Source organism: Arthrobacter sp. 05T410 (assembly GCF_056396505.1).
In genome coordinates this window covers 77628-98037 of sequence record NZ_JBFTLP010000001.1, presented here as the reverse complement: position 1 = coordinate 98037, position 20410 = coordinate 77628, and the positions used below count along the sequence as shown (strand labels likewise).

The window sequence follows — 20410 nt, the reverse complement described above, 5'->3', positions numbered from 1 at the left end:
CTAGAGCGCGCCTTCGTTGTTCAGGCGCGCGAGCAGCAGGGCCTCGGCGACAATTGCGTTCCGGAAGTCGCCCAGATGCAGCGATTCGTTGGCGCTGTGGGCTCGGGAATCGGGATCCTCGACGCCGGTGACCAGGATCTGCACGTCCGGGTAGAGCTCGGTGAGGTCCGCGATGAAGGGGATCGATCCTCCGATCCCCATTTCGACGGCGGGCACCCCCCAGGCTTCGCCCAGGGCCCACATGGCCATGGACGCGGCCTTCGAGCTCGTGTCCGTCAGGAATGAGTTGCCGCTCTCCCCCGGGGTGAACACCACCTCAGCGCCGAACGGGGCGTGGGTTTCGACGTGCTGGCGGACAGCCTCCATGGCGGCTGCCGGATCCTGACCCGGGGCCAGGCGCAGGCTGAACTTGGCCCGGGCCCGCGGCAGCAGGGTGTTGGAAGCTACGTCCACGGCCGGGGCGTCAAAGCCGATGATGGACAGGGCGGGCTTGGTCCACATGCGTGAGGCAATGCTGCCGGTCCCGGCGAGCTTCACGCCGTCGATCACGGAGGCGTCGGCGCGGTACTCCTCCTCGGTGAGGTCGACAACCACGTCATCGCGGCTCACCAGGCCCTTGATCGCAACGCTGCCCTCGTCGTCGTGGAGGGTCGCGATCAGGCGGGACAGCAGGGTCGGGGCGTCGAGCACGGGGCCGCCGAACATGCCCGAATGCACGGCGTGGTCCAGGACCTTGACCTCGATGGTGCCGTCCACCAGGCCGCGCAGGCTGGTGGTGAGCGCTGGAATGCCGACCTTCCAGTTGCTGGAGTCGGCCACGACGATCACGTCCGCGCGGAGCAGCTCGCGGTGGGTTTCCAGGAACTGCCGGAACGTTGGCGAGCCGGCTTCCTCTTCGCCCTCGAAGAAGAACGTCACGCCCAGGCCCAGTTCGTCACCGAGCACCCGCGTGACCGCAGAGTAGGCGGCGATGTGCGCCAGGATGCCGGCCTTGTCATCGGCGGCACCGCGGCCGAAGAGCCTGCCGTCGCGCTCGACGGCGGTAAAGGGGTCGGTTTCCCAGAGTGCCAGATCGCCAGTGGGCTGGACGTCGTGGTGGGCGTACAGCAGGACTGTCGGCTTGCCCTCCGCGGCCGGGCGGCGGGCGACGACGGCGGGCCCGCCGGGCGTCCCGTCTTCCTTGTCGCAGCGGAGGATCCGGACGTCGTCGAAGCCGCTGGCCCGCACGAGGCTGGCGACGGCGTCGGCGCTGCGGTTCAACGGGGCAGGATCAAAGCTCGGCCAGGCGATGCCCGGTATGGCGACAAGGTCCGTCAGCTGGCCGATCGTCTCGTCGAACGATTCGGCAACGGCCTGGCGGAGGGCCTCGGCATCGATGGTGCCCTCGTGGTCCATGGTGGTCTGCGGGTTCCCCGCGGTAGATGAAGTCATGGCCAAAACACTACCCGTGCTCTGAATCACTACAAACAGCGTCACGCCCGGGCCTGCGCCGTGTGGGCTGGGTCTCGGGCCTGTGTCTGCGGGGTATTCTTTAGGGGTGTTTGGACGTAAAAAGGAAGCGCCATCGGCGCAGGACGTAGTTGACCAGCAGGCATCCGAGGCAGCAGCCCGTAGCGCCGTGACCGGCAAGGGCGCACCCACGCCCAAGCGCAGCGCCCAGGAGGCGGCCCGCAAGCGGCCCCTAGTGCCGGAGGACCGCAAGGCTTCCAAGGCGGCCGAGCGCGCCGCCGTCACGGAGCAGCGGCTCAAGATGCGGCAGGCCATGGACACCGGTGACGAGAAGTTCCTGCCGCTGCGGGACAAGGGTCCGCAGAAGCGGTTCGCCCGTGATTTCGTCGATGCCCGCTTCAGCCTTGGCGAGTTCCTCATGTTCGGCGCCCTGCTGTTTGTCATCATCTCCTTGCTCGTGCCGGCCTCCAGCGCACAGATGGTCTACGTCCTGGGCGCCTTCTGGGTCATGTTCCTCGCGGTCTTCGTGGACGTCTTCATCCTCTCCCGCAAGCTCAAGAAACGGCTCGGCGAAAAGTTCGGCGACGTCGAGCGCGGCACGGTCTGGTACGGCTCCATGCGCTCCCTGCAGTTCCGCCGCCTGCGCCTGCCCAAGCCCCAGGTCCGGCGCGGCGAGTTCCCCGCCTGACCTTCCCTTCCACGATTCTTCAACCAAGAAGCCCCCGGCAGTCACCTGCCGGGGGCTTCTTGGTTGCGGCGACCGGTCCGGGCCCGATCGCAGCGTAAGGTCTAGCGCCGGCTCGGGTGGGTGGCCAGCAGCCGGTTGATGCGGGCGGCCCAGAAAGGCCCCTCGTAAAGGAACGCCGTGTAGCCCTGGACGAGGGTGGCGCCGGCGTCCAGCCGTTCCTGCACATCCTGTGCCGTTTCGACGCCGCCCACCGAGACCAGGGTCAGCGCCCCGCCGGTGACGGAGTTGAGCCGGGCCAGGACCTCCAGGGACCGTTTCTTCAGGGGCGCCCCGGAAAGACCTCCTGCTCCGCACGCCTCGACCTTGTCGGGGCTGGAGGCGAGCCCGGTGCGGGCGATCGTGGTGTTGGTGGCGATGATGCCGTCCAGCTTCAGGTCAAGCGCCAGGCGCGCGACGTCGTCGATGTCCTCATCACTGAGGTCGGGCGCGATCTTGACCAGGAGGGGAACGTGGCGGCCGGCGGCCTTGTCCGCCTCCTCCCCCACTGCGGCCAGCAGCGGACGCAGGGTCTCCACGTCCTGCAGCAGCCGAAGCCCGGGGGTGTTGGGCGAGCTGACGTTCACCACGAGATAATCCGCTGCGGGGGCCAGGCTGCGCGCGCTGATCAGGTAATCGGACACCGCATCCTCGAGCCCGACCACCTTGCTCTTGCCGATGTTCACCCCGATCACGGGCCGGACGCCGGGGTGCTGGCGCTGCAGGGCGGCGCGGGCGGACTTCAGGCGCGGGGCCACCGCCGCGGCGCCGTCGTTGTTGAATCCCATGCGGTTAATGACGGCCCTGTCCTCCACGAGGCGGAACAGCCGCGGCGCCGGGTTCCCGGGCTGGGCCTGGCCGGTGATGGTGCCGACCTCCACATGGCCGAAGCCGAGCTCCGCCAGCGCCTCGATGCCGTGGCCCTCCTTGTCGAAGCCGGCCGCAAGGCCGAACGGGGACGGAAAGGTCAGGCCGAACGCCTGGGTCTGCAGCGACGCTGCGGGGGCGGTGAACTTCTGCAGCAACCGCCCGGCACCGCAGCTGTGGGCGAGGCGGATGGCCTTGAACCCGATCTTATGGGCGCGTTCGGCGTCCATCCATGAGAAGGCCAGCCGGAAAAATGTGGGATATACGCGCATGCCTCTAGTTTTCCGGTTCGGGCCGCGCAGACCAAACCAGCGCGCGCGCCGGCACGCTTGTGACTGCCGATGTGACTGCCGTTGTGACTGCCCGTTGTGACTGCGGTTGTGACTGCGGCGCCCCGCGCCCCGGGCCCGGCGGCGGAAGTGCTCCGACGCGAGTTAGCATGAAGCCATGACCAGCAATGAGGGTGTCGGAACGGGCGGCCGTGGGGCTTCGGGTCGCGGGATCGAGGCCGACGTTGTGGTGGTCGGCGCCGGCCTGGCAGGGCTCGTGGCCGCGGCCCAGGCCTATGCGGCCGGCCGCCGGGTGGCGGTGCTCGATCAAGAACCCGAGGCCTCCGTCGGAGGCCAGGCGCACTGGTCCTTCGGCGGCCTCTTCATGGTCAACACTCCGGAACAGCGGCGGCTAGGGGTGCGGGACAGCGAAGATCTGGCCCTCGCCGACTGGCATGCGTCCGCGGGATTCGACCGGCCGCAGGACGCCCTGGCAAAGGAGTGGGCGGCGGCGTACGTGAACTTCGCCGCCGGTGAGAAGCGTGCCTGGCTCGCCTCGCTGGGCGTCGGGCTGTTTCCCCTGGTGCAGTGGGCCGAACGCGGCGGCTACGGCCCGGACGGCCACGGCAACACTGTCCCGCGCTTCCATGTCGCGTGGGGCACGGGCCCTGCGCTGGTGGCCCCCTTCCTTGCCAAACTGCGCGAAGGCGAAGCCGCCGGCCGCGTGTCCTTCCATTTCCGCCACCGCGCCACCGGGCTCGTGAAAACCGCGGGCCGGGTGAGCGGCGTGCGCGGCGAACTGCTCGAAGCCAGTGGCGCAGGCCGGGGCGAAAGCTCTTCCCGACGCCTGGACGGTACTTTCGAGGCTGCGGCCGCGGCCGTGGTGGTGACATCCGGCGGCATCGGCGGCAACCACGATGTGGTCCGCAAGCAATGGCCGGGCGGCGCGGCGCCGGAGCGGATGTTGAGTGGCGTTCCGGCATCCGTGGACGGGGACTTCCTCCCGGCCGTGGGCCGCGCCGGCGGACACCTCATCAACGGGGACCGGATGTGGCATTACCCGGAGGGTATCCACAACCATGCCCCGGTCTGGCCGCGGCACGGCATCCGGATCCTGCCCGGACCGTCGGCCCTGTGGCTGGACGCGACGGGGCGGATGCTCCCGCCTCCCCTGTTTCCGGGTTTCGATTCGCTCGGCGCCCTGCGCCACATCCTGGCCACGGGACATGCCCATTCATGGTTCGTCTTGAACCGCAGCATCGCGCTGAAGGAGTTCGCGCTGTCAGGATCCGAGCAGAACCCGGATCTCACGGGCAAGGACGTCCGTCGGCTGGTCTCACGGCTGAAGCCCGGCAGCGATACACCGCTGCAGCGGTTCCTGGACCGCGGGGTCGACTTCCTGCAGGCAGCGGACCCCGCCGGGCTCGCCGGGCAGATGAACGATCTGACGGGCGGGCAGCTCATCGACCCCGCTGCCCTGGAGCAGCTGATCCGCGACCGGGACCGGCAGTTTGCCAGCGGGATGGGCAAGGATCCGCAGCTGGCGGCGATCCGGGCAGCGCGGCGTTTCGCCACCGACAAGATCATGAGGGTCGCCCCGCCGCACCGGCTGCTGGATCCGCGGCACGGTCCCCTGCTCGCCGTCCGGCTCTCGGTCCTGACGCGCAAGAGCCTTGGCGGTGTGCAGACGGACCTGCAGTCGCGGGTCCTGGATGCCGCCGGGCAGCCCGTGCCCGGGCTGTTCGCGGCCGGTGAAGCCGCAGGGTTTGGCGGCGGCGGAATCCACGGCTACCGGGCCCTCGAGGGAACGTTCCTGGGCGGATGCCTCTTCTCCGGACGTTCCGCGGGCCGGGCCGCTGCGTCCGCGTCCTAGTCCGGGCAGGCTCTCAGCAACACAGGAGGAAAGTCGATGCAGTGGCGGACCGACATTCTCGGGGATGATTTCCAGGCGTGCACCTTTGAGGCCGTCAGCCCTGACGGTGTGCTGCGCACTGCCACCCTGGTCCGCCATACCCCGCTCCCGCCGGCACCATCGGCGCTGCCGGCCCGGGCGGTGCTGTTCCTGCACGGCTGGAGTGACTACTTCTTCAATGAGGAGCTCGCGGAATTCTGGGCGGGGCAGGGGTTTGAGTTTTTCGCCCTCGACATGCACAACCATGGCCGCAGCCTGCGTCCGGGCACCCACGGCGGCTACGTCGCGGACCTGGACAACTACGACGCCGAGATCACTGCAGCGCTCGGGATCATCGGTTCCCTCAGGCCGGACGGTGCGGCGCCGCAGGTGACGCTGATGGGACACTCCACCGGCGGCCTGATCGCGGCGCTGTGGGCCGACCGGCATCCGGGGATGGTGTCACAACTGGTCCTGGACAGCCCATGGCTGGAAGTCCACGGCAGCCCCGCCCTGCGCCGGGCCGCGCGGACCATGGTGGAGCCGTTCGCCCGGTTCTGGCCGGAGTCGGTGATCCGGCTGCCTGAGCGGGCCTTCTACTGGCGCAGCATCAGCAGCGCCGCGGAAGGCGAATGGGCCCTGGACGATGCCTACCGTCCGCCGCACGCCTTTCCGGTCCGCGCCGGCTGGCTCAGCGCCGTGCTCGCCGGGCAGTCCAAGGTGGCGCGTGGCCTGAACATCGATGTGCCCATCCTGGTGCTCATCTCGGGCGCCAGCGCCAACGGGATGTTCTGGAAGGAGTCCATGCGCCGCACGGACGCGGTCCTGGACGTGAACACAATCGCCCTCCGCGCGCTCAGCCTGGGCCGCACCGTGACGCTGGAGCGGATTGACGGCGCCCTGCATGACGTCTTCCTCTCCGCCCCGCGGGTCCGCGCGGACGCCTATGCCCGGCTGTCCCGGTGGATCAGGGCGTACGTCTACGACTGACGCGGATCAGCTGACCTGGCCGCCCGCGGCGGGAGCGGCGTCGATGGCTCCACCGTAGCGGCGGTCCCGCTGTGCATAGATCTCGACGGCATCCCACAGCGTCCGCCGGTCCACGTCCGGCCACAGGGTGTCCATGAACACGAACTCGGCATAGGCCGACTGCCAGAGCATGAAGTTGGAGAGCCGCTGTTCCCCGGAACTGCGCAGGAACAGGTCCACGTCGGGCAGGTCCGGCTCGTCGAGGAACTTCTGGATGGTCCGCTCGGTGATGGCCCCCGGCTTCAGCCGGCCCTGGGCCACTTCCTCCGCGATCGCGGAGACGGCGTCGGCGATCTCGGCCCGTCCGCCGTAGTTGACGCACATGTTCAAGGTGCAGGTGCTGTTGCCCCGGGTGTAGTCCTCGGCCTCTTCGAGTTCGCGGATCACCGAGCCCCACAGCTTCGGGCGCCGCCCGGACCAGCGGATCCGTACCCCCCATTCATCGAGCTGGTTCCGCTGCCGGCGCAGGACGTCCTTGTTGAAGCCCATCAGGAAGCGCACCTCCTCAGGGGACCGCCGCCAGTTCTCGGTGGAGAAGGCGTACACACTGACGTATTCGATCCCCAGCTCGATCGCGCCGGCCATGACGTCCAGCAGGGCAGGCTCCCCTGCTTTGTGGCCCTCGATCCGGGGCAGGCCGCGCTGGTTCGCCCAGCGCCCGTTGCCGTCCATGACGATCGCCACATGCCGCGGGATGAACTCCGCGGGAATCGCGGGCGGAACAGCGCCGGACGGGTGCGGGTAGGGAGCCACCACCGGGGTGGTCCGCCGCGGACCGTTGGACTGTTTCGTCTGGCTTTTCTCCAGGTTCTTTCCCAGGCTTCTTCCCAATGCCACTTTTACGTTCGCTCCACATGTTTGAGGGATTTCAGGACTCGTTCCAGGTGCCACTGGAGGTAGCTGGCTACCAGGCCTGCCGCTTCCCGGCGGTGGACGGACGCGGAGGCATCCGCCGTCGTCCAGTTTCCGGTGAGCAGGGCACCCATGAGGAGCACTGTCTCCGGGGCTGGCGCGGGCGATCCCGGCGGCCGGCACCCGTGGCAGACCATGCCGCCGAGCGGCGCGGAAAAGGCGGTGTGCGGCCCGGGCACACCGCACCGGGCGCAGTCGGTGAAGCTGGGCGCCCAGCCGCCGGTCGCGAGGGCGCGGAGCAGGTAGGAATCCAGGATGAGTTCGGGTGCGTGGTCGCCCCGGCTCAGGGAGGCGAGGGCCCCCACCAGCAGGTTGTACTGGGCGGTGCCGGCTTCGCCGTCGACGTCGGTGAGCTTCTCCGCCGTCTCGGTCATGGCGGCCGCCACCGTGTACCGGCCATAGTCCGCGGCGATGTTCCCGCCGTAGGCGCCCTTGGCCACGGCCTGCGTGACGACGTCCAGGGTGCGCCCGGAAATCAGCTGGAGATCGGCCACCATGAACGGTTCCAGCCTGGCGCCGAACCGGCTGCTGGTGCGCCGGACCCCCTTGGCCACCGCCCGCACCTGGCCGTGGTGCTTGGTCAGCAGGGTGATGATCCGGTCGGCCTCGCCCAGCTTGTGGGTGCGCAGCACGACGGCGTCATCACGGTAGGCACGCGCTGCAAAGGATTGTTGGACCACAGTTAATCTTCGCACTGTCTTTACGGAATCACGGCATGGGCAGCGCCGCCGAGGCAGAACGGTAAAAGACTGAGGTAAATGACTGAGGCAAAATACTGCGCCGCCGGAGTGTTCCGGCGGCGCAGTCATACATTGGTTCGCCAGTGCCTGCCCGTCCGGGGACGGATCAGGCGCGGACGGATCAGGCGGGGACGAATCGAGCAGCGACGGATCAGGCGCGGGCGTCCCGGATGGCGCGGTTCACGGCCGAGATGACGGCCTTGAGGGCTGATGTGCTCGTGTTGGCATCGATCCCCACGCCCCAGAGCACGCGCTCCCCCACGGCGCATTCGACATACGCGGCGGCCAGGGCGCTGCCGCCCTCGGAGAGTGCGTGTTCGCTGTAGTCCAGGACCCGGACGTCCACGCCGTCCTCGCGCAGGATGCTCAGCAGGGCCGCGATGGGGCCGTTCCCGGTCCCGGTCCGGCGGACCTGGGTCCCGTCGATCTTCAGGGCGGCGGTCAGGGTCATGTCGCCGTCTTCGTCCGTCTCGGTGCTGATCGAACCGAGGGCGTAGCGGCCCCACTGCGTGTCGGCAGAGCCCGAGGGCAGGTATTCGTCCTGGAAAACCTGCCACAGCTGGGGTCCGCTCACTTCTCCGCCGACCGTGTCGGTCCGTTTTTGGATGACGCCGGAGAACTCGATCTGGGCGCGGCGCGGCAGGTCCAGGCTGTGCTCGTTCTTGAGCAGGTAGGCGACGCCGCCCTTGCCGGACTGCGAGTTGACCCGGATGACCGCCTCGTAGCTCCGGCCGAGGTCCTTCGGGTCCACCGGCAGGTACGGGACCTGCCAGGTATAGTCGGCCACGTCCTTGCCCGCCGCGGCCGCGTCCTTTTCGAGGGCCTCCAGGCCCTTCTTGATTGCGTCCTGGTGCGAGCCGGAGAATGCCGTGAAGACGAGGTCTCCGCCGTACGGGGACCGCTCGGCCACCGGCAGCTGGTTGCAGTACTCCACCGTGCGGCGGATTTCGTCGATGTCGGAGAAGTCGATCATCGGGTCGATGCCCTGGACGAACATGTTCAGGCCCAGGGTCACGAGGTCCACGTTGCCGGTCCGCTCGCCGTTGCCGAAGAGGCAGCCTTCGATCCGGTCTGCCCCGGCCAGGTAGCCCAGCTCGGCGGCGGCGACGCCGGTGCCGCGGTCGTTGTGCGGGTGCAGGGACAGGATGATGCCTTCGCGCGGGTGCAGATTCCGGCTCATCCACTCGATGGAGTCGGCGTAGACATTGGGGGTGGCCATTTCCACGGTAGCGGGCAGGTTGATGATGACCTGACGGTCCGCCGAGGCCTCGAAGACGTCGGCGATCGCGTTGCAGACCCGGATGGCGTACTCCAGCTCGGTGCCGGTGAAGGACTCGGGCGAGTATTCGTAGGTGATGTGCGTATCGGCGAGGGTTTCCTCGTACTTCTTGCACAGCCGCGCACCCTGCAGGGCGATGTCGAGGATGCCGTCCTCGTCCTGGTTGAAGACCACGCGGCGCTGCAGGACGGACGTGGAGTTGTAGAGGTGGACGATTGCCTGCTTCGCCCCGACCAGGGACTCATAGGTCCGATCGATCAGGTGTTCGCGGGCCTGGGTCAGCACCTGGATCGTGACGTCGTCGGGGATGTGGTTGCCCTCGATCAGCTGCCGGACGAAGTCGAAGTCCGTCTGCGATGCCGAGGGGAACCCGACCTCGATCTCCTTGTAGCCCATCCGGACCAGCAGGTCGAACATCTTCAGCTTGCGGGCCGGGCTCATGGGATCGATGAGGGCCTGGTTGCCGTCGCGCAGGTCCACGGCGCACCAGCGCGGGGCCTTGGTGATGACTTTGTCCGGCCAGGTGCGGTCCGGCAGTTCAACGGTGATCTGGTCCTGGAACGGGATGTAACGGTGGACCGGCATTCCTGAGGGCTTCTGTGCGTTTCGCATTACAATCGGGGCCTTTTCTGTGATTCTTGGTGAAAGGGTGGCCGGGCAACACAAACTCCGCAGCGAGGGTGGGCCTTGCGCTAGATCGCGTCTGAGGCCTCGCCGCGGCAGCTAAGAAGGAGCAGTTCTGCGCGCACCTTTTCACAGTAACACGGGTGCGTAAGATGAAGGAGCCAGACCACCGTAACGTCCACCATGCAGACCGCGCGCCGGCAAACGCTCCGGGCCGGACTGCCTCTCAAAGGAGCATCCGTGCCACTTTCGGGGATCGATCTGTCCACCATCGACGCCAGCGTCCGCCCGCAGGATGACCTGTACCAGCATGTGAATGGCGGCTGGCTCAACACTACGGTCATCCCGGACGACCGACCGCTGGAGGGCACCTTCACCGCCTTGCGCGACGCGTCGGAGCTCGCGGTGAAGGAGATCATCGAGCAGGCCGCCGCACGCGGTGCGGAGGCGACCGGCATCGAGCGCAAGATCGGGGACCTGTACAACAGCTTCATGGACGAAGCGGCGGTCGAGGCCAAGGGCCTGGACCCGCTCCGGGCGCGGCTGGCGCAGGTGTTCGCGACGACGTCGGTGCCCGAACTCGTGGCGCTGGCCGGACGGCTGTTCCGCGCCGATGTGTCCGGGCTCTTTTATATTTACCCCGCCCCGGATGCCGGAAACCCGGACCGGGTCCTGCTCTACACGGGCCAGGGCGGCCTCGGCCTGCCGGATGAGTCTTATTACCGGGAAGCGAAGTTCGCCCCGATGGTCCAGGCCTACCGTGCACACGTGGGGGCCATGCTGGGCCTCGCGGAGGTTGCCGACCCTGAGGGGGCTGCCGGACGCGTGGTGGCTCTGGAAACTGCGCTGGCTTCGCACCACTGGGACAACGTGACATTGCGGAATCCGCAAAAGACGTACAACTTGAAGTCCGCCGCAGAAGCCGCGGAGCTGTTCCCCCTGCTGGCGGACTGGTTCGACGCGGCCGGCATCGAGCCGGAGAAGCGCGCCGAGCTGGTGGTGAGCACCCCCGACTTCTTCTCCGGCGCGGCCTCGCTGCTGGATTCCGAACCGCTGGCGATCTGGCAGGAATGGCTCGCCATGCGCGTGGTCAGCGCGGCCGCCCCGTACCTGTCTTCCGGGTTCGTGGACGCGAACTTCGCGTTCTATGGCACCACCCTGAGCGGTACGCCGCGGATCAAGGACCGCTGGAAGCGCGGCGTCGCGGTGGTCGAGGCGGCCCTGGGTGAGGCGGTCGGGCAGATCTACGTGGCCGGACACTTCCCGGAGGGGCACAAGGCGCGCATGCAGACCCTCGTGGCCAACTTGATCGAGGCGTACCGCGAGTCCATCACCGGGCTGACCTGGATGGGCGAGGCAACCAAGCTCGAGGCCCTGAAGAAGCTGGACTCCTTCCGCGCCAAGATCGGCTTCCCGGACAAGTGGATCGACTACTCCGCGGTGGAGATCGACCCCGCCGATCTGCTGGGGAATGTGGAGCGCGCGCACAGCGCCGACGTCGACCGCCACCTCGACGAGGTCGGCAAGCCCGTGGACCGCGAGAAGTGGCTGATGACGCCCCAGACGGTCAACGCCTACTACCATCCGCTCCTGAACGAGATCGTGTTCCCTGCGGCCATGCTGCAGCCCCCGTTCTTCACTGCCGACGCCGATGACGCCGTCAACTACGGCGGCATCGGTGCCGTGATCGGCCATGAAATCGGCCACGGCTTCGATGACCAGGGCTCGCAGTACGACGGCAGCGGCCTGCTGCGCAACTGGTGGACGGAGGATGACCGCACCGCGTTCGAGGCGCTGGCCGCCCGGCTCGTGGCGCAGTTCGATGCCCTTTCCCCCACGGCAGCCCCCGGCCACACGGTCAACGGCAAGCTGACCTTGGGCGAGAACATCGGCGACCTGGGCGGGCTCACCATCGGCTACAAGGCCTACCTGATCAGCCTCGACGGGCAGGAACCGCCGGTGCTCGATGGCCTGACCGGGGTGCAGCGTTTCTTCGCGTCCTGGGCCGCGGGGTGGCGGCAGGTCATCCGGACCGAAGAGGCCATCCGCCGGCTGGCGACGGATCCGCACTCCCCAAATGAGTTCCGCACGAACGCCATCGCCAAGAACCTCGACGCCTTCCATGCGGCATTCGGCGTCACGGACCAGGACGGCATGTGGATGGCACCGCAGGAGCGCGTCAGCATCTGGTGACCCGGGGGCCCGGTCACTGGCACCGACCCAGCCGGGAGGGCTTTGCTTACACGCTTGCGTGAATACATCGACAGCTGTACTTTCGGTTGATGGAGACTCTTACGCATGCCCCGGTGCTGGCACGGTTCGGTTATGCCGTGTCAGACCCGACACGGGCAGAAATCCTGCTTGCCCTCACGGCTGCGCCGTCCTATCCCTCGGAGCTGGCGGATTCCCTCGGGGTATCCCGGCAGAGCATGTCGAACCACCTGACGTGCCTGCGGGGATGCGGGCTGGTCGTTGCCGTTCCGGAGGGGCGAAGGACCCGCTATGAGCTCGCCGATCAGCGCCTCGGCCATGCCCTGAAAGATCTTCTGGGCGTCGTGCTGGCGGTGGACCCGGCCTGCTGCGCACCCGACGGGACGTGCACGCTGTGATGGCTTCCCTCCAACTGTCGCCGGGCCCGGCCCGCCGCGCCGTCCTCAGCCGCCGGATCCGCTTGTTCGCGGCGGCCACCATCAGCTATAACCTCATCGAGGCCGTTGTGGCTTTGTGGGCCGGGGGTACGGCGGACTCGTCGGCGCTCCTCGGCTTTGGCCTGGATTCCATCATTGAGGTCGCGTCGGCGCTGGCCCTGTCGTGGCAGTTTTCCACCAAGGACCCTGAACGGCGTGAACACCTCACCTTGCGGATTATCGCTGTCTCATTCTTCGCACTGGCGGCCTTTGTCTCCGCCGAGGCAATCAGGTCACTTCTCGGCGCCGGCGAGGCACAGCACTCGACCCCGGGCATCGTGATTGCCGCACTGAGCCTGGTGATCATGCCGGTCCTGTCCTGGCTCCAGCGCCGGGCCGGCCGGGAGCTCGGATCACGCACGGCGGTGGCTGACTCCAAGCAGACCCTGCTCTGCACGTATTTGTCGGCAGTCCTGCTCGCGGGTTTGGTGCTGAACAGCACCCTTGGCTGGTGGTGGGCCGACGCCGGCGCTGCGCTGGTCATCGCCGCGATCGCCCTCCGGGAGGGCATCAACGCCTGGCGCGGCGACATCTGCTGCACGGTCCCCCACACGGCGGCAGACACCCTTCCGACGGCCACGGAGCCGGCCTGCTGTGACGGATGCGGTGCCGATTCAGCACCTCCAAAGGCGCTCTTCCTACCTGAGGTGGGGGTGGGACAGTCCGCCGCCGATGAGCAGCATGCGTAGTCGGTAGTGCTTCCGGTTGCGGAAGCCGCGGTGTCAGCAGCACTCATCTGGCACAGCGGTTCAAGGAGCTCGTCGCCGCTGCCGGCCGCTTGATTTCTTACTGGAGCGACAGCTCGCGGCACGCTAATGTGGGGGGCACCCCAAAGCAGAGGAGTGCCCCGTGGGCAAGGTGGTCATGTACAGCTCGGTGTCGGTGGACGGCTTCATCGCGGACGAGAATGACCAGCCCGGACCGCTGTTCGACTGGTTGTCCAACGGTGACGTCCCGTTGGACGAGAGCGGCGGGGTGAAGGTGTCCCAGGCCTCCTACGACTACACCCGGCCGTACTGGGACCAGATCGGGGCGACCCTCGTCGGCCGCCACGTCTTCGACCTGACGGACGGCTGGGACGGGAAACCCCCGAGCGGGATCGATCACGTGGTCGTCGTGACGCACCGGCCGCAGCCCGAGGGCTGGGACCCCGAGGCGCCGTTTCACTTCGTCGACGGCGTCGAGGCAGCCATGGCCAAGGCGCAAGAGCTTGCGGGTGACCGCATCGTCGAGGTCGCCGCTGGGGACGTCGGTGGCCAGATGCTTGCCGCGGGCCTGGTCGACGAGGTGCGCATGGACGTCGTACCCGTCGTGCTCGGGTCCGGCAAGCGCTACTTCGGGTCGGTCCACGCACAGCACCTGTTGGAGGATCCCGACGTGGTGATTCAGGGCAACCGGGTGCTTCACCTGCGCTATCGGGTGCGCCGTTGAGGTCCACGCCGTGTGCCACGACCCAGCAGGACGTGGAAGAACTTCCAAAGGCCGCCGTCCAACATCCATGACAAAAAGAAGGCCCCCGTTCAGGAAAATCTGAACGGGGGCCTTCCTGGCTGCCGGGTCAGCGGGTGATCAGTGCCGGGTTGGCCTGCTGGCAAACGGTGTCGCCGGCTGTCTGGTTGACGATGTCCTTGGGCAGCTGCGAGGCAGCGGCGGCGGCGGTCGGCGTCCCGTTCGCGAAGTCACTGCCCAGGTAGACCTGGACACCGGCAACTCCGGCGGCCGGGAGCACCCGGTCCGGCGCCACACCGAGCAGGGCCGCGACGTCCCCGGCCACGTCAGCGTAATCCGCACCGTAGTAGACCGCCGTCGCGGCGACGGGCGGAGCAGTCAACTGGCCCACCTGGGTGAAGCCGGCGCCCTTGATGGCCTGCATGATCTCCTGGGTCCGGGCCGGAACACCCGAGCCGTTGGCCACAGTGACGGGCTGCAGGGTCTTGTCATAGGTCGGGGCGGTGGGGCTGGGCGTCGGCGTGGCGCTGGCGCTCGGGGAAGCGCTCGGCTTCGCGGTCGGATCCGTCAGGTCCACGTCGTTGCGCATGGCGGCGAACAGCTGGGATGCCGCGGGCTCGGCCAGCTGCAGCCGGTTGATGTCCGTTTCGGCCGGGACTGTCGGCGTGGCCACGAAGGCTACCTTGCCGACGTCGATGTTCTTGAGCCGGTTGCCCACGGTCAGCAGCGTCGGCACCGAGGCCAGGCCGTCGTCGATGGTCAGGTTCTTGGTGATCGCGTCCGCGATGCCGAGCATCCGGGCCGGGTTGGTGAGGGTGCCGTCGTCCTTGATTTTCCGGGTCAGCGCGGACAGGAAGCCCTGCTGGGCCTTGATCCGGCCGAGGTCGCCGCCGTCGCCGAAGGCGTGCCGGGTGCGCACGAACGACAATGCCTGCTCGCCCTGGACGGTGGAGGTGCCCTTGGGCAGGCGCAGCTTCGAGTCGGGGTCATACACGGCGTCGCTGACACACACTGACACGCCGCCCACGGCGTTGGAGAGTTCCTTGACGGCGTTGAAGTCGGCCATCATGAAGTGGTCGATCTCCAGGCCAGTGAGCTTGTTGACGGTGTCCACGGCGCAGCCGATGCCGGCCTCGGACATCGCCGAGTTAATCATGACGCCGGTCTGGGCCGGGTACTCCTTGTTGGTTTTCGGGTCCTTGCACTTGGGGATGTCGACCAGCAGGTCGCGGGGGAAGCTGACGACGTTGACCCGCTTGTTGTCCGCGGAGATGTCCATCAGCATCATCACGTCCGAGTGCCCATATCCGGTCGCGTCATCGCTGGTGCCGTACTGCGAGTTCTTCCCGTCGCGCGTGTCCGAGCCGAGGATCAGGATCTGCATCCGGTCCGTCGAATCGTTCACGGCACCCTCGGTCTTGATGCTGCCGGCGCTCAGTGGGGCCTTGGTGAGGTTGCCCTGGAGCCGGATGGTCCAGTAGGCGCCAAAAGCGATCACGCCGACCAAAAGCACGGCCACCACGCCCGTGAAGATTTTCAGCCAGGTGGGGGTCCGGCGGGCGGAGCCGAGGTGGCGGGCCGGGCCAACGGCGGGATCGGCCGTGTGCCGGGCAGCGGCTGTTGACCGGGCCGGCGGGGCGGATCCGTCGGCACGGTTGTCACGGGGTCGAACCACTTGTTGAGCCTTCCTAAACGAACGGGGAGTCAGCCCATTTTAGAGTCCGAATCTGAGAAAACGCCGATGGCCCTCTCTTGGGAGCGGCGGGAAGGGCCAACGGTCAAAACAGCGGCCTAAGAACAGCGCGTCTCAGAAGCCCAGTTTGACGAGCTGCTTCGGGTCGCGCTGCCAGTCCTTGGCGACCTTGACGTGCAGGTCAAGGTAGATCCTGGCACCGAGCAGCGCCTCGATCGCCTTGCGCGCGTTGGTGCCGACCTCGCGGAGCCGGGCGCCGCCCTTGCCGATGATGATGGCCTTCTGGGAGGGCCGCTCGACGTACAGGTTGACGCGGACGTCCAGGAACGGGCGGTCCTCGGGCCGGCCTTCCCGCGGAACGATTTCATCGACGACGACGGCCAGGGAGTGCGGCAATTCGTCGCGGACGCCTTCGAGGGCTGCTTCCCGGATGAGTTCGGCGATCATCACCGCTTCCGGCTCGTCCGTCAGGTGACCGTCCGGGTACAGCGGCGGCGACGCCGGCATGTGACCGATCAGGACGTCGGCAAGGGTGTCGACCTGGAAGCCATCCGTGGCGGAGACCGGGACGATGTCCTTCCAGCCGTCCTCGCCGAGGACCTCGCGGCCCAGGGCGGCGACGGCGAGCAACTGCTCGGTGAGGGCCTGCCGGTCGACGGTGTCGGCCTTGGTCACGATCGCGATGATGGGCTTGTTGGGGATGGCGGCGAGCTGGGCGGCAATGAACTTGTCCCCCGGGCCGATTTTTTCGTTGGCCGGCAGGCAGAAGCCGATCGCGTCGACCTCGGCGAGGGTATCGGCGACCAGTTCGTTCAGCCGCTTCCCCAGCAGCGTGCGCGGGCGGTGCAGGCCCGGGGTGTCAACGAGGATCAACTGGGCGTCGTCCCGGTGGACGATGCCACGGATTGTGTGGCGCGTGGTCTGGGGCTTGGCCGAGGTGATCGCGACTTTTTGGCCGACCAGGGCGTTGGTGAGGGTGGACTTGCCCGCATTGGGCCGTCCGACCAGCACCGAGAAACCGGCGCGGTAGCCGCCGTAGGCTGCGTCGCCGTCGGACTTATTCTGCTTGCTCACGTGAGACTCCCTGTTGGATTGGTGCGGCCTCGTCGAGAAGGTCTTCAAGGTCAGTTTGTTCTTTTGCTACGGCGGCCGCAATGATGTGGCTGACGCGGTTCCGCCGGCCCTCCAGCCTGTCGGCGCGGAGGGACAGTCCGTGGACCTGGACGGTGCTGCCGACAATCGGCACCCGCCCGAGGGCCTTGGCGAGCAGGCCGCCCACGGTGTCTACTTCGTCGTCGTCGAGCTCGAGGTCGAAGAGTTCGCCGAGGTCATCGATGCTCATGCGGGCGCTGACCCGGTAGCTTCCGTCCCCCAGTGCCACGGCCTCGGCGCTTTCGGTGTCGTATTCGTCCACGATTTCGCCGACGATCTCCTCGATGAGGTCCTCGAGCGTGACCAGCCCCGCCGTTCCGCCGTATTCGTCGATGACGATCGCAACGTGCGTGGATTCCTTCTGGAGTTCGCGGAGCAGGTCGCTGACGAGCTTCGAGTCCGGCACGTAGCGGACCTCGCGGGCCACCTCGTCCACCACCGGCGGTTCCTCGTGCGGGCCGAGGTTGTGGAGCGAGGCGGCAACGTCCTTCAGGTACACAATGCCCAGGATCTGGTCCGTGTTTTCGCCGATGACCGGAATCCGCGAGTACCCGGAGCGCAGGAACAGCGACATCGCCCGGTGCAGGCTGGATCCGGAGTCGATCGTGAGGATGTCGGTCCTGGGCACCATAACGGAGCGGACCAGGGTGTCCCCGAAGTCGAAGACCGACTGGATCAGCTCGGCCTCGTTGTCCTCGATCACGTCGGACTCGGTGGCCCGGTCCACGAGTTCGCGGAATTCTTCCTCGCTGAAGAACGCCTCGCTGTCGGCCGGCGCGCCGGGCGCTACGACGCTGCCGAGCCGCACCAGCCAGCCCGGAATCGGGCCGAGCACGGCGTAGAGGGACCGGACGAGCGGGGCGCTGAACCGGACCAGGGCGGCGGAGTGGACCCGGCCGAGCTGCCGAGGGGACACCCCCACGATCACGAAGCCGAGCAGCGCCATGATGCCGGTGGCCGCCAGCCCGGCCAGCCAGACGTTGTCCAGCATGCTGTAAAGGAGCACGGTCACGGCGACGGCGGCGGCCATCTCGAACCAGACCCGCCAGAACCGCAGGGCGCGCATGTGCCCCACGGGCTGGGCCAGGATGCGTTTGAGCGAGGTGCCTCTGCTGTTCAGGACCGCCTGCTCGGCGTCGTGCCGGGGCAGGAAGTTGAACGCGGACTCGGCAGCGGTCAGCACTGCGGCAAAGCTAAGGAACACCAGCGCCATGCCGGCAAGGATCAGTGGGGTCACTGAACCGTCTCGGACGGGGCCGCTTTGCCGGTGAAGGCGGTCAGGAGTTCGCGCTGCAGCCCGAACATCTCTTCCTTCTCTTCCGGCTCGGCGTGGTCATAACCCAGCAGGTGCAGGATGCCGTGCGTGGTCAGCAGCAGCATCTCGTCCTGGGTGGAGTGGCCGGCGTTGCGGGCCTGGACCTCGGCCACCTGGGGGCAGATGGCGATGTCGCCGAGCATGCCCTGCGGCGTCGGCTTGTCCGGCGTGCCCGGGGTCAGCTCGTCCATGGGGACGGAGAGGACGTCGGTGGAACCTGGCTCGTCCATCAGTTCGAGGTGCAGCTTTTCCATGGCCGGTTCGTCCACGAGCAGGATGGACAGCTCCGCCTGCGGGTGGATGTAAAGGCTTTCGAAGATGAAACGCGACAGCGCCACGAGCCCGGCCTCGTCCACGACGACGCCGGATTCGTTGTTGACCTCAATGCTCATGCGTGTTCTCCCCGCGTTTCCCGGGCAACAGAGTGCTTGACCCGGTTCCTTTGGACTTCGTCCCAGATGCTGTAGGCGTTGACGATATCCCCCACCAGGCGGTGCCGGACGACGTCGGAGGCATCCAGGATCGAGAAGTTGACGTCCTCGATCCCCTGCAGGATCTCCTCGACGATCCTGAGCCCCGAGCGGGTGCCGAAGGGCAGGTCCACCTGGGTGATGTCACCGGTGACCACCATCTTGGAGCCGAAGCCCAGACGGGTCAGGAACATCTTCATCTGTTCCGGCGTGGTGTTCTGCGCCTCATCGAGGATGATGAAGGCATCGTTAAGCGTGCGGCCCCGCATGTAGGCCAGCGGGGCGACCTCGATGGTGCCGGCGGCCATGAGGCGGGGAATGGATTCGGGGTCCATCATGTCGTGCAGGGCGTCGTACAGGGGCCGCAGATAGGGGTCGATCTTGTCGCTCAGGGTGCCCGGCAGGAAGCCGAGCCGCTCCCCCGCCTCGACAGCAGGACGGGTCAGGATGATGCGGCTGACTTCCTTCTGCTGCAGGGCCTGGACGGCCTTGGCCATGGCCAGGTAGGTCTTGCCGGTACCGGCCGGACCGATCCCGAAGATCACGGTGTTGGCGTCGATCGCGTCCACATAGTTCTTCTGGTTCAGCGTCTTGGGCCGGATGGTCTTCCCGCGGGTGGAGAGGATGTTGGTGGTCAGCACTTCCACGGGGTTCTGCAGCGACTGGCTGCGCAGCAGGGAGACGAGCTGCTGCAGCACGGCCGGGGTGATGACGGTGCCTCGGGCCACCAGCCCGCGCACCTCGTTGAGCAGCCGCATGATGCGCGGCACGTCGGCGGCAGGACCGCTGATCGCGAGCTCGTTGCCCCGGACGTGGAAATCGACGGCGGGGAACTGGTTTTCGATGAACCTTAAGGCTTCGTCATGGCTGCCCAGCGACTGGACCATCTGCTCTGAGTCGTCGAACAAGACCACCTCCGTCCGCAGCCCTGGTAGGGAGTGGGGAAATTCCCCTGCGGTGCGTTCTCGGGCGCTGAACCGGGCCTTGCCGTTCGCTGCTTCAGTCATGGTGTTGGCCCGCGGGCCTCTGGTCCCCTCCAGTATGAATATGGTCTGTCGCCGTGATCCGTGCCGACGGCGGTTCGCACCGCCCGCGGCCAGGGTCTACGGGTGCTTCCATCTTACGCCAGCGCGGCGCGGCCGACGCCGGAGGGCAGCCGGCGCCGGCTGTTACGGGTAGGCGTTTCCGAAGACGACCCACCCCTCCAGCCAGTGGGCGCCTGTTGCCGGGCACGGCTGTTCCGCTTTGCCGGGTTCCCGCTCCGGCTTCGGCTCCCGCTCCGGCTTCGGTTCCGCCTTCGGTTCCGACACGGTCAGGCCGCGCTCTCCAGCGCGCCGGCGCGGGACCCGACGCCGGCGTAGCGTCCCTTGTAGAAGAGCAGGGGCTCAGCGTCGGGGCGGGCGCCCAGGGCGCGGACGGCGCCGACGACGATCGTGTGGTCGCCGCCGTCGTACTCCTGGTGGAGTTCGCAATCCACCCAGGCCAGGGCGTTATCCAGGACGGGGTTGCCCAGCGGCGAGGGCGAATGGCCGACGCCGGCGAACTTGTCCGTCCCCGAGCGCGCGAACTGCCCCGCCAGATGCTGGTGCTCTGCGGCCAGGATGTTCACGGTAAACCGTCCCGCCGCACGCAGCAGCGGCCAGGTGCTCGATGTCCGTGCGGGGCTGAAAGTGACCAGGGCCGGCTCCAGGGACAGGGAGGCGAAGGACTGGCATGTGAAACCGGCCGGCCCGTGCTGGGTTGCTGCGGTGATCACCGTCAGGCCGGTGGCGAAGTGTCCGAGAATGTGGCGGAGTGCCTTCGGGCTGGGGTCAGAATGTTCCGTCATGGCGGGTCCTTTCGAGCGCTGGTAGCCCCAAT

18 protein-coding genes are annotated in these 20410 nt (G+C 67.7%); 7 read left to right on the top strand and 11 right to left on the bottom strand.

The window, feature by feature from the left end; genetic code table 11:
• Positions 1-1431, bottom strand: coding sequence for a M20/M25/M40 family metallo-hydrolase (locus AC1DFR_RS00435; protein ID WP_476872451.1), 1431 nt, complete (start codon positions 1429-1431; stop codon positions 1-3).
• 106 nt (positions 1432-1537) lie between these two features.
• Between AC1DFR_RS00435 and AC1DFR_RS00430 the strand changes: the two genes are divergently transcribed.
• Positions 1538-2137 carry a DUF3043 domain-containing protein gene (locus AC1DFR_RS00430; protein ID WP_223917351.1) on the top strand — a complete coding sequence of 200 codons (600 nt, stop codon included), beginning with the start codon at positions 1538-1540 and terminating at the stop codon, positions 2135-2137.
• A gap of 101 nt (positions 2138-2238) precedes the next feature.
• On the opposite strand, the gene AC1DFR_RS00425 is transcribed toward AC1DFR_RS00430, so the two are convergent.
• Positions 2239-3312, bottom strand: coding sequence for a quinone-dependent dihydroorotate dehydrogenase (locus tag AC1DFR_RS00425; protein WP_476872450.1), 1074 nt, complete (start codon positions 3310-3312; stop codon positions 2239-2241).
• 175 nt (positions 3313-3487) lie between these two features.
• Here AC1DFR_RS00425 and AC1DFR_RS00420 point away from each other — a divergent pair, with 175 nt between their 5' ends.
• Entirely contained in the window at positions 3488-5182 is a 1695-nt protein-coding gene (locus AC1DFR_RS00420) for an FAD-binding dehydrogenase (protein WP_476872449.1), read from the top strand.
• A gap of 36 nt (positions 5183-5218) precedes the next feature.
• Positions 5219-6190, top strand: a complete 972-nt coding sequence (locus AC1DFR_RS00415) for an alpha/beta hydrolase (RefSeq protein ID WP_476849260.1) — start codon at positions 5219-5221, stop codon at positions 6188-6190.
• A 6-nt stretch (positions 6191-6196) separates the two neighbouring features.
• Here the strand turns inward: AC1DFR_RS00415 and AC1DFR_RS00410 are convergent, their stop codons facing one another.
• The 3 genes from AC1DFR_RS00410 to leuA all read right to left on the bottom strand — a co-directional run bounded on the left by AC1DFR_RS00410 (position 6197) and on the right by leuA (position 9772).
• Positions 6197-7048 (bottom strand): isoprenyl transferase, encoded by an 852-nt coding sequence (locus tag AC1DFR_RS00410; protein ID WP_476849340.1) that lies wholly within the window; start codon positions 7046-7048, stop codon positions 6197-6199.
• Between the two features lie 20 nt (positions 7049-7068).
• On the bottom strand, positions 7069-7821 hold the full coding sequence (gene recO, locus AC1DFR_RS00405) for a DNA repair protein RecO (RefSeq protein ID WP_476870883.1): 753 nt from the start codon (positions 7819-7821) through the stop codon (positions 7069-7071).
• Between the two features lie 211 nt (positions 7822-8032).
• A complete protein-coding gene (gene leuA / locus AC1DFR_RS00400; protein ID WP_476872448.1) occupies positions 8033-9772 on the bottom strand; it encodes a 2-isopropylmalate synthase in 1740 nt (579 codons plus the stop codon).
• Positions 9773-10024: 252 nt separating this feature from the next.
• On the opposite strand from leuA, the gene AC1DFR_RS00395 reads away from it, so the two are divergent.
• The 4 genes from AC1DFR_RS00395 (at position 10025) to AC1DFR_RS00380 (ending at position 13902) form a co-directional block, all read left to right on the top strand.
• A complete protein-coding gene (locus AC1DFR_RS00395; RefSeq protein ID WP_476872447.1) occupies positions 10025-11977 on the top strand; it encodes a M13 family metallopeptidase in 1953 nt (650 codons plus the stop codon).
• Positions 11978-12066: 89 nt separating this feature from the next.
• Entirely contained in the window at positions 12067-12393 is a 327-nt protein-coding gene (locus tag AC1DFR_RS00390; RefSeq protein ID WP_028276714.1) for an ArsR/SmtB family transcription factor, read from the top strand.
• A complete protein-coding gene (locus AC1DFR_RS00385; protein WP_230008759.1) occupies positions 12393-13160 on the top strand; it encodes a cation diffusion facilitator family transporter in 768 nt (255 codons plus the stop codon). Before AC1DFR_RS00390 ends, AC1DFR_RS00385 begins: the two co-directional genes overlap by 1 nt.
• A gap of 160 nt (positions 13161-13320) precedes the next feature.
• Positions 13321-13902, top strand: a complete 582-nt coding sequence (locus tag AC1DFR_RS00380) for a dihydrofolate reductase family protein (protein ID WP_476872446.1) — start codon at positions 13321-13323, stop codon at positions 13900-13902.
• A gap of 127 nt (positions 13903-14029) precedes the next feature.
• Here AC1DFR_RS00380 and AC1DFR_RS00375 read toward each other — a convergent pair whose 3' ends face one another.
• The 6 genes from AC1DFR_RS00375 to AC1DFR_RS00350 form a co-directional block, all read right to left on the bottom strand.
• A complete protein-coding gene (locus tag AC1DFR_RS00375) occupies positions 14030-15595 on the bottom strand; it encodes an LCP family protein (RefSeq protein ID WP_476872445.1) in 1566 nt (521 codons plus the stop codon).
• A 132-nt stretch (positions 15596-15727) separates the two neighbouring features.
• Positions 15728-16687: a GTPase Era gene (era, locus tag AC1DFR_RS00370; RefSeq protein ID WP_028276711.1), complete on the bottom strand. Its 960-nt coding sequence runs from the start codon at positions 16685-16687 to the stop codon at positions 15728-15730.
• Positions 16671-18002: a hemolysin family protein gene (locus tag AC1DFR_RS00365; protein WP_223917363.1), complete on the bottom strand. Its 1332-nt coding sequence runs from the start codon at positions 18000-18002 to the stop codon at positions 16671-16673. Before AC1DFR_RS00365 ends, era begins: the two co-directional genes overlap by 17 nt.
• On the bottom strand, positions 17999-18472 hold the full coding sequence (ybeY, locus tag AC1DFR_RS00360) for an rRNA maturation RNase YbeY (RefSeq protein WP_028276709.1): 474 nt from the start codon (positions 18470-18472) through the stop codon (positions 17999-18001). Before ybeY ends, AC1DFR_RS00365 begins: the two co-directional genes overlap by 4 nt.
• The gene (locus tag AC1DFR_RS00355) at positions 18469-19557 is read right to left on the bottom strand and encodes a PhoH family protein (RefSeq protein WP_028276708.1); all 1089 of its coding nucleotides are present in this window, start codon (positions 19555-19557) and stop codon (positions 18469-18471) included. The genes ybeY and AC1DFR_RS00355 overlap by 4 nt, the downstream gene beginning before the upstream one ends.
• Positions 19558-19862: 305 nt before the next feature.
• On the bottom strand, positions 19863-20378 hold the full coding sequence (locus AC1DFR_RS00350; RefSeq protein WP_476849264.1) for a flavin reductase family protein: 516 nt from the start codon (positions 20376-20378) through the stop codon (positions 19863-19865).
• Between the last annotated feature and the right edge of the window lie 32 nt (positions 20379-20410).

What these genes read in the sequence shown, in the direction of transcription:
- AC1DFR_RS00435 (WP_476872451.1), bottom strand. Translation starts at nt 1,431, where the DNA reads ATGACTTCATCTACCGCGGGGAACCCGCAGACCACCATGGACCACGAG.
- AC1DFR_RS00425 (WP_476872450.1), bottom strand. Translation starts at nt 3,312, where the DNA reads ATGCGCGTATATCCCACATTTTTCCGGCTGGCCTTCTCATGGATGGAC.
- AC1DFR_RS00420 (WP_476872449.1), top strand. Translation starts at nt 3,488, where the DNA reads ATGACCAGCAATGAGGGTGTCGGAACGGGCGGCCGTGGGGCTTCGGGT.
- AC1DFR_RS00415 (WP_476849260.1), top strand. Translation starts at nt 5,219, where the DNA reads ATGCAGTGGCGGACCGACATTCTCGGGGATGATTTCCAGGCGTGCACC.
- leuA (WP_476872448.1), bottom strand. Translation starts at nt 9,772, where the DNA reads ATGCGAAACGCACAGAAGCCCTCAGGAATGCCGGTCCACCGTTACATC.
- AC1DFR_RS00390 (WP_028276714.1), top strand. Translation starts at nt 12,067, where the DNA reads ATGGAGACTCTTACGCATGCCCCGGTGCTGGCACGGTTCGGTTATGCC.
- AC1DFR_RS00385 (WP_230008759.1), top strand. Translation starts at nt 12,393, where the DNA reads ATGGCTTCCCTCCAACTGTCGCCGGGCCCGGCCCGCCGCGCCGTCCTC.
- ybeY (WP_028276709.1), bottom strand. Translation starts at nt 18,472, where the DNA reads ATGAGCATTGAGGTCAACAACGAATCCGGCGTCGTCGTGGACGAGGCC.
- AC1DFR_RS00355 (WP_028276708.1), bottom strand. Translation starts at nt 19,557, where the DNA reads ATGACTGAAGCAGCGAACGGCAAGGCCCGGTTCAGCGCCCGAGAACGC.
- AC1DFR_RS00350 (WP_476849264.1), bottom strand. Translation starts at nt 20,378, where the DNA reads ATGACGGAACATTCTGACCCCAGCCCGAAGGCACTCCGCCACATTCTC.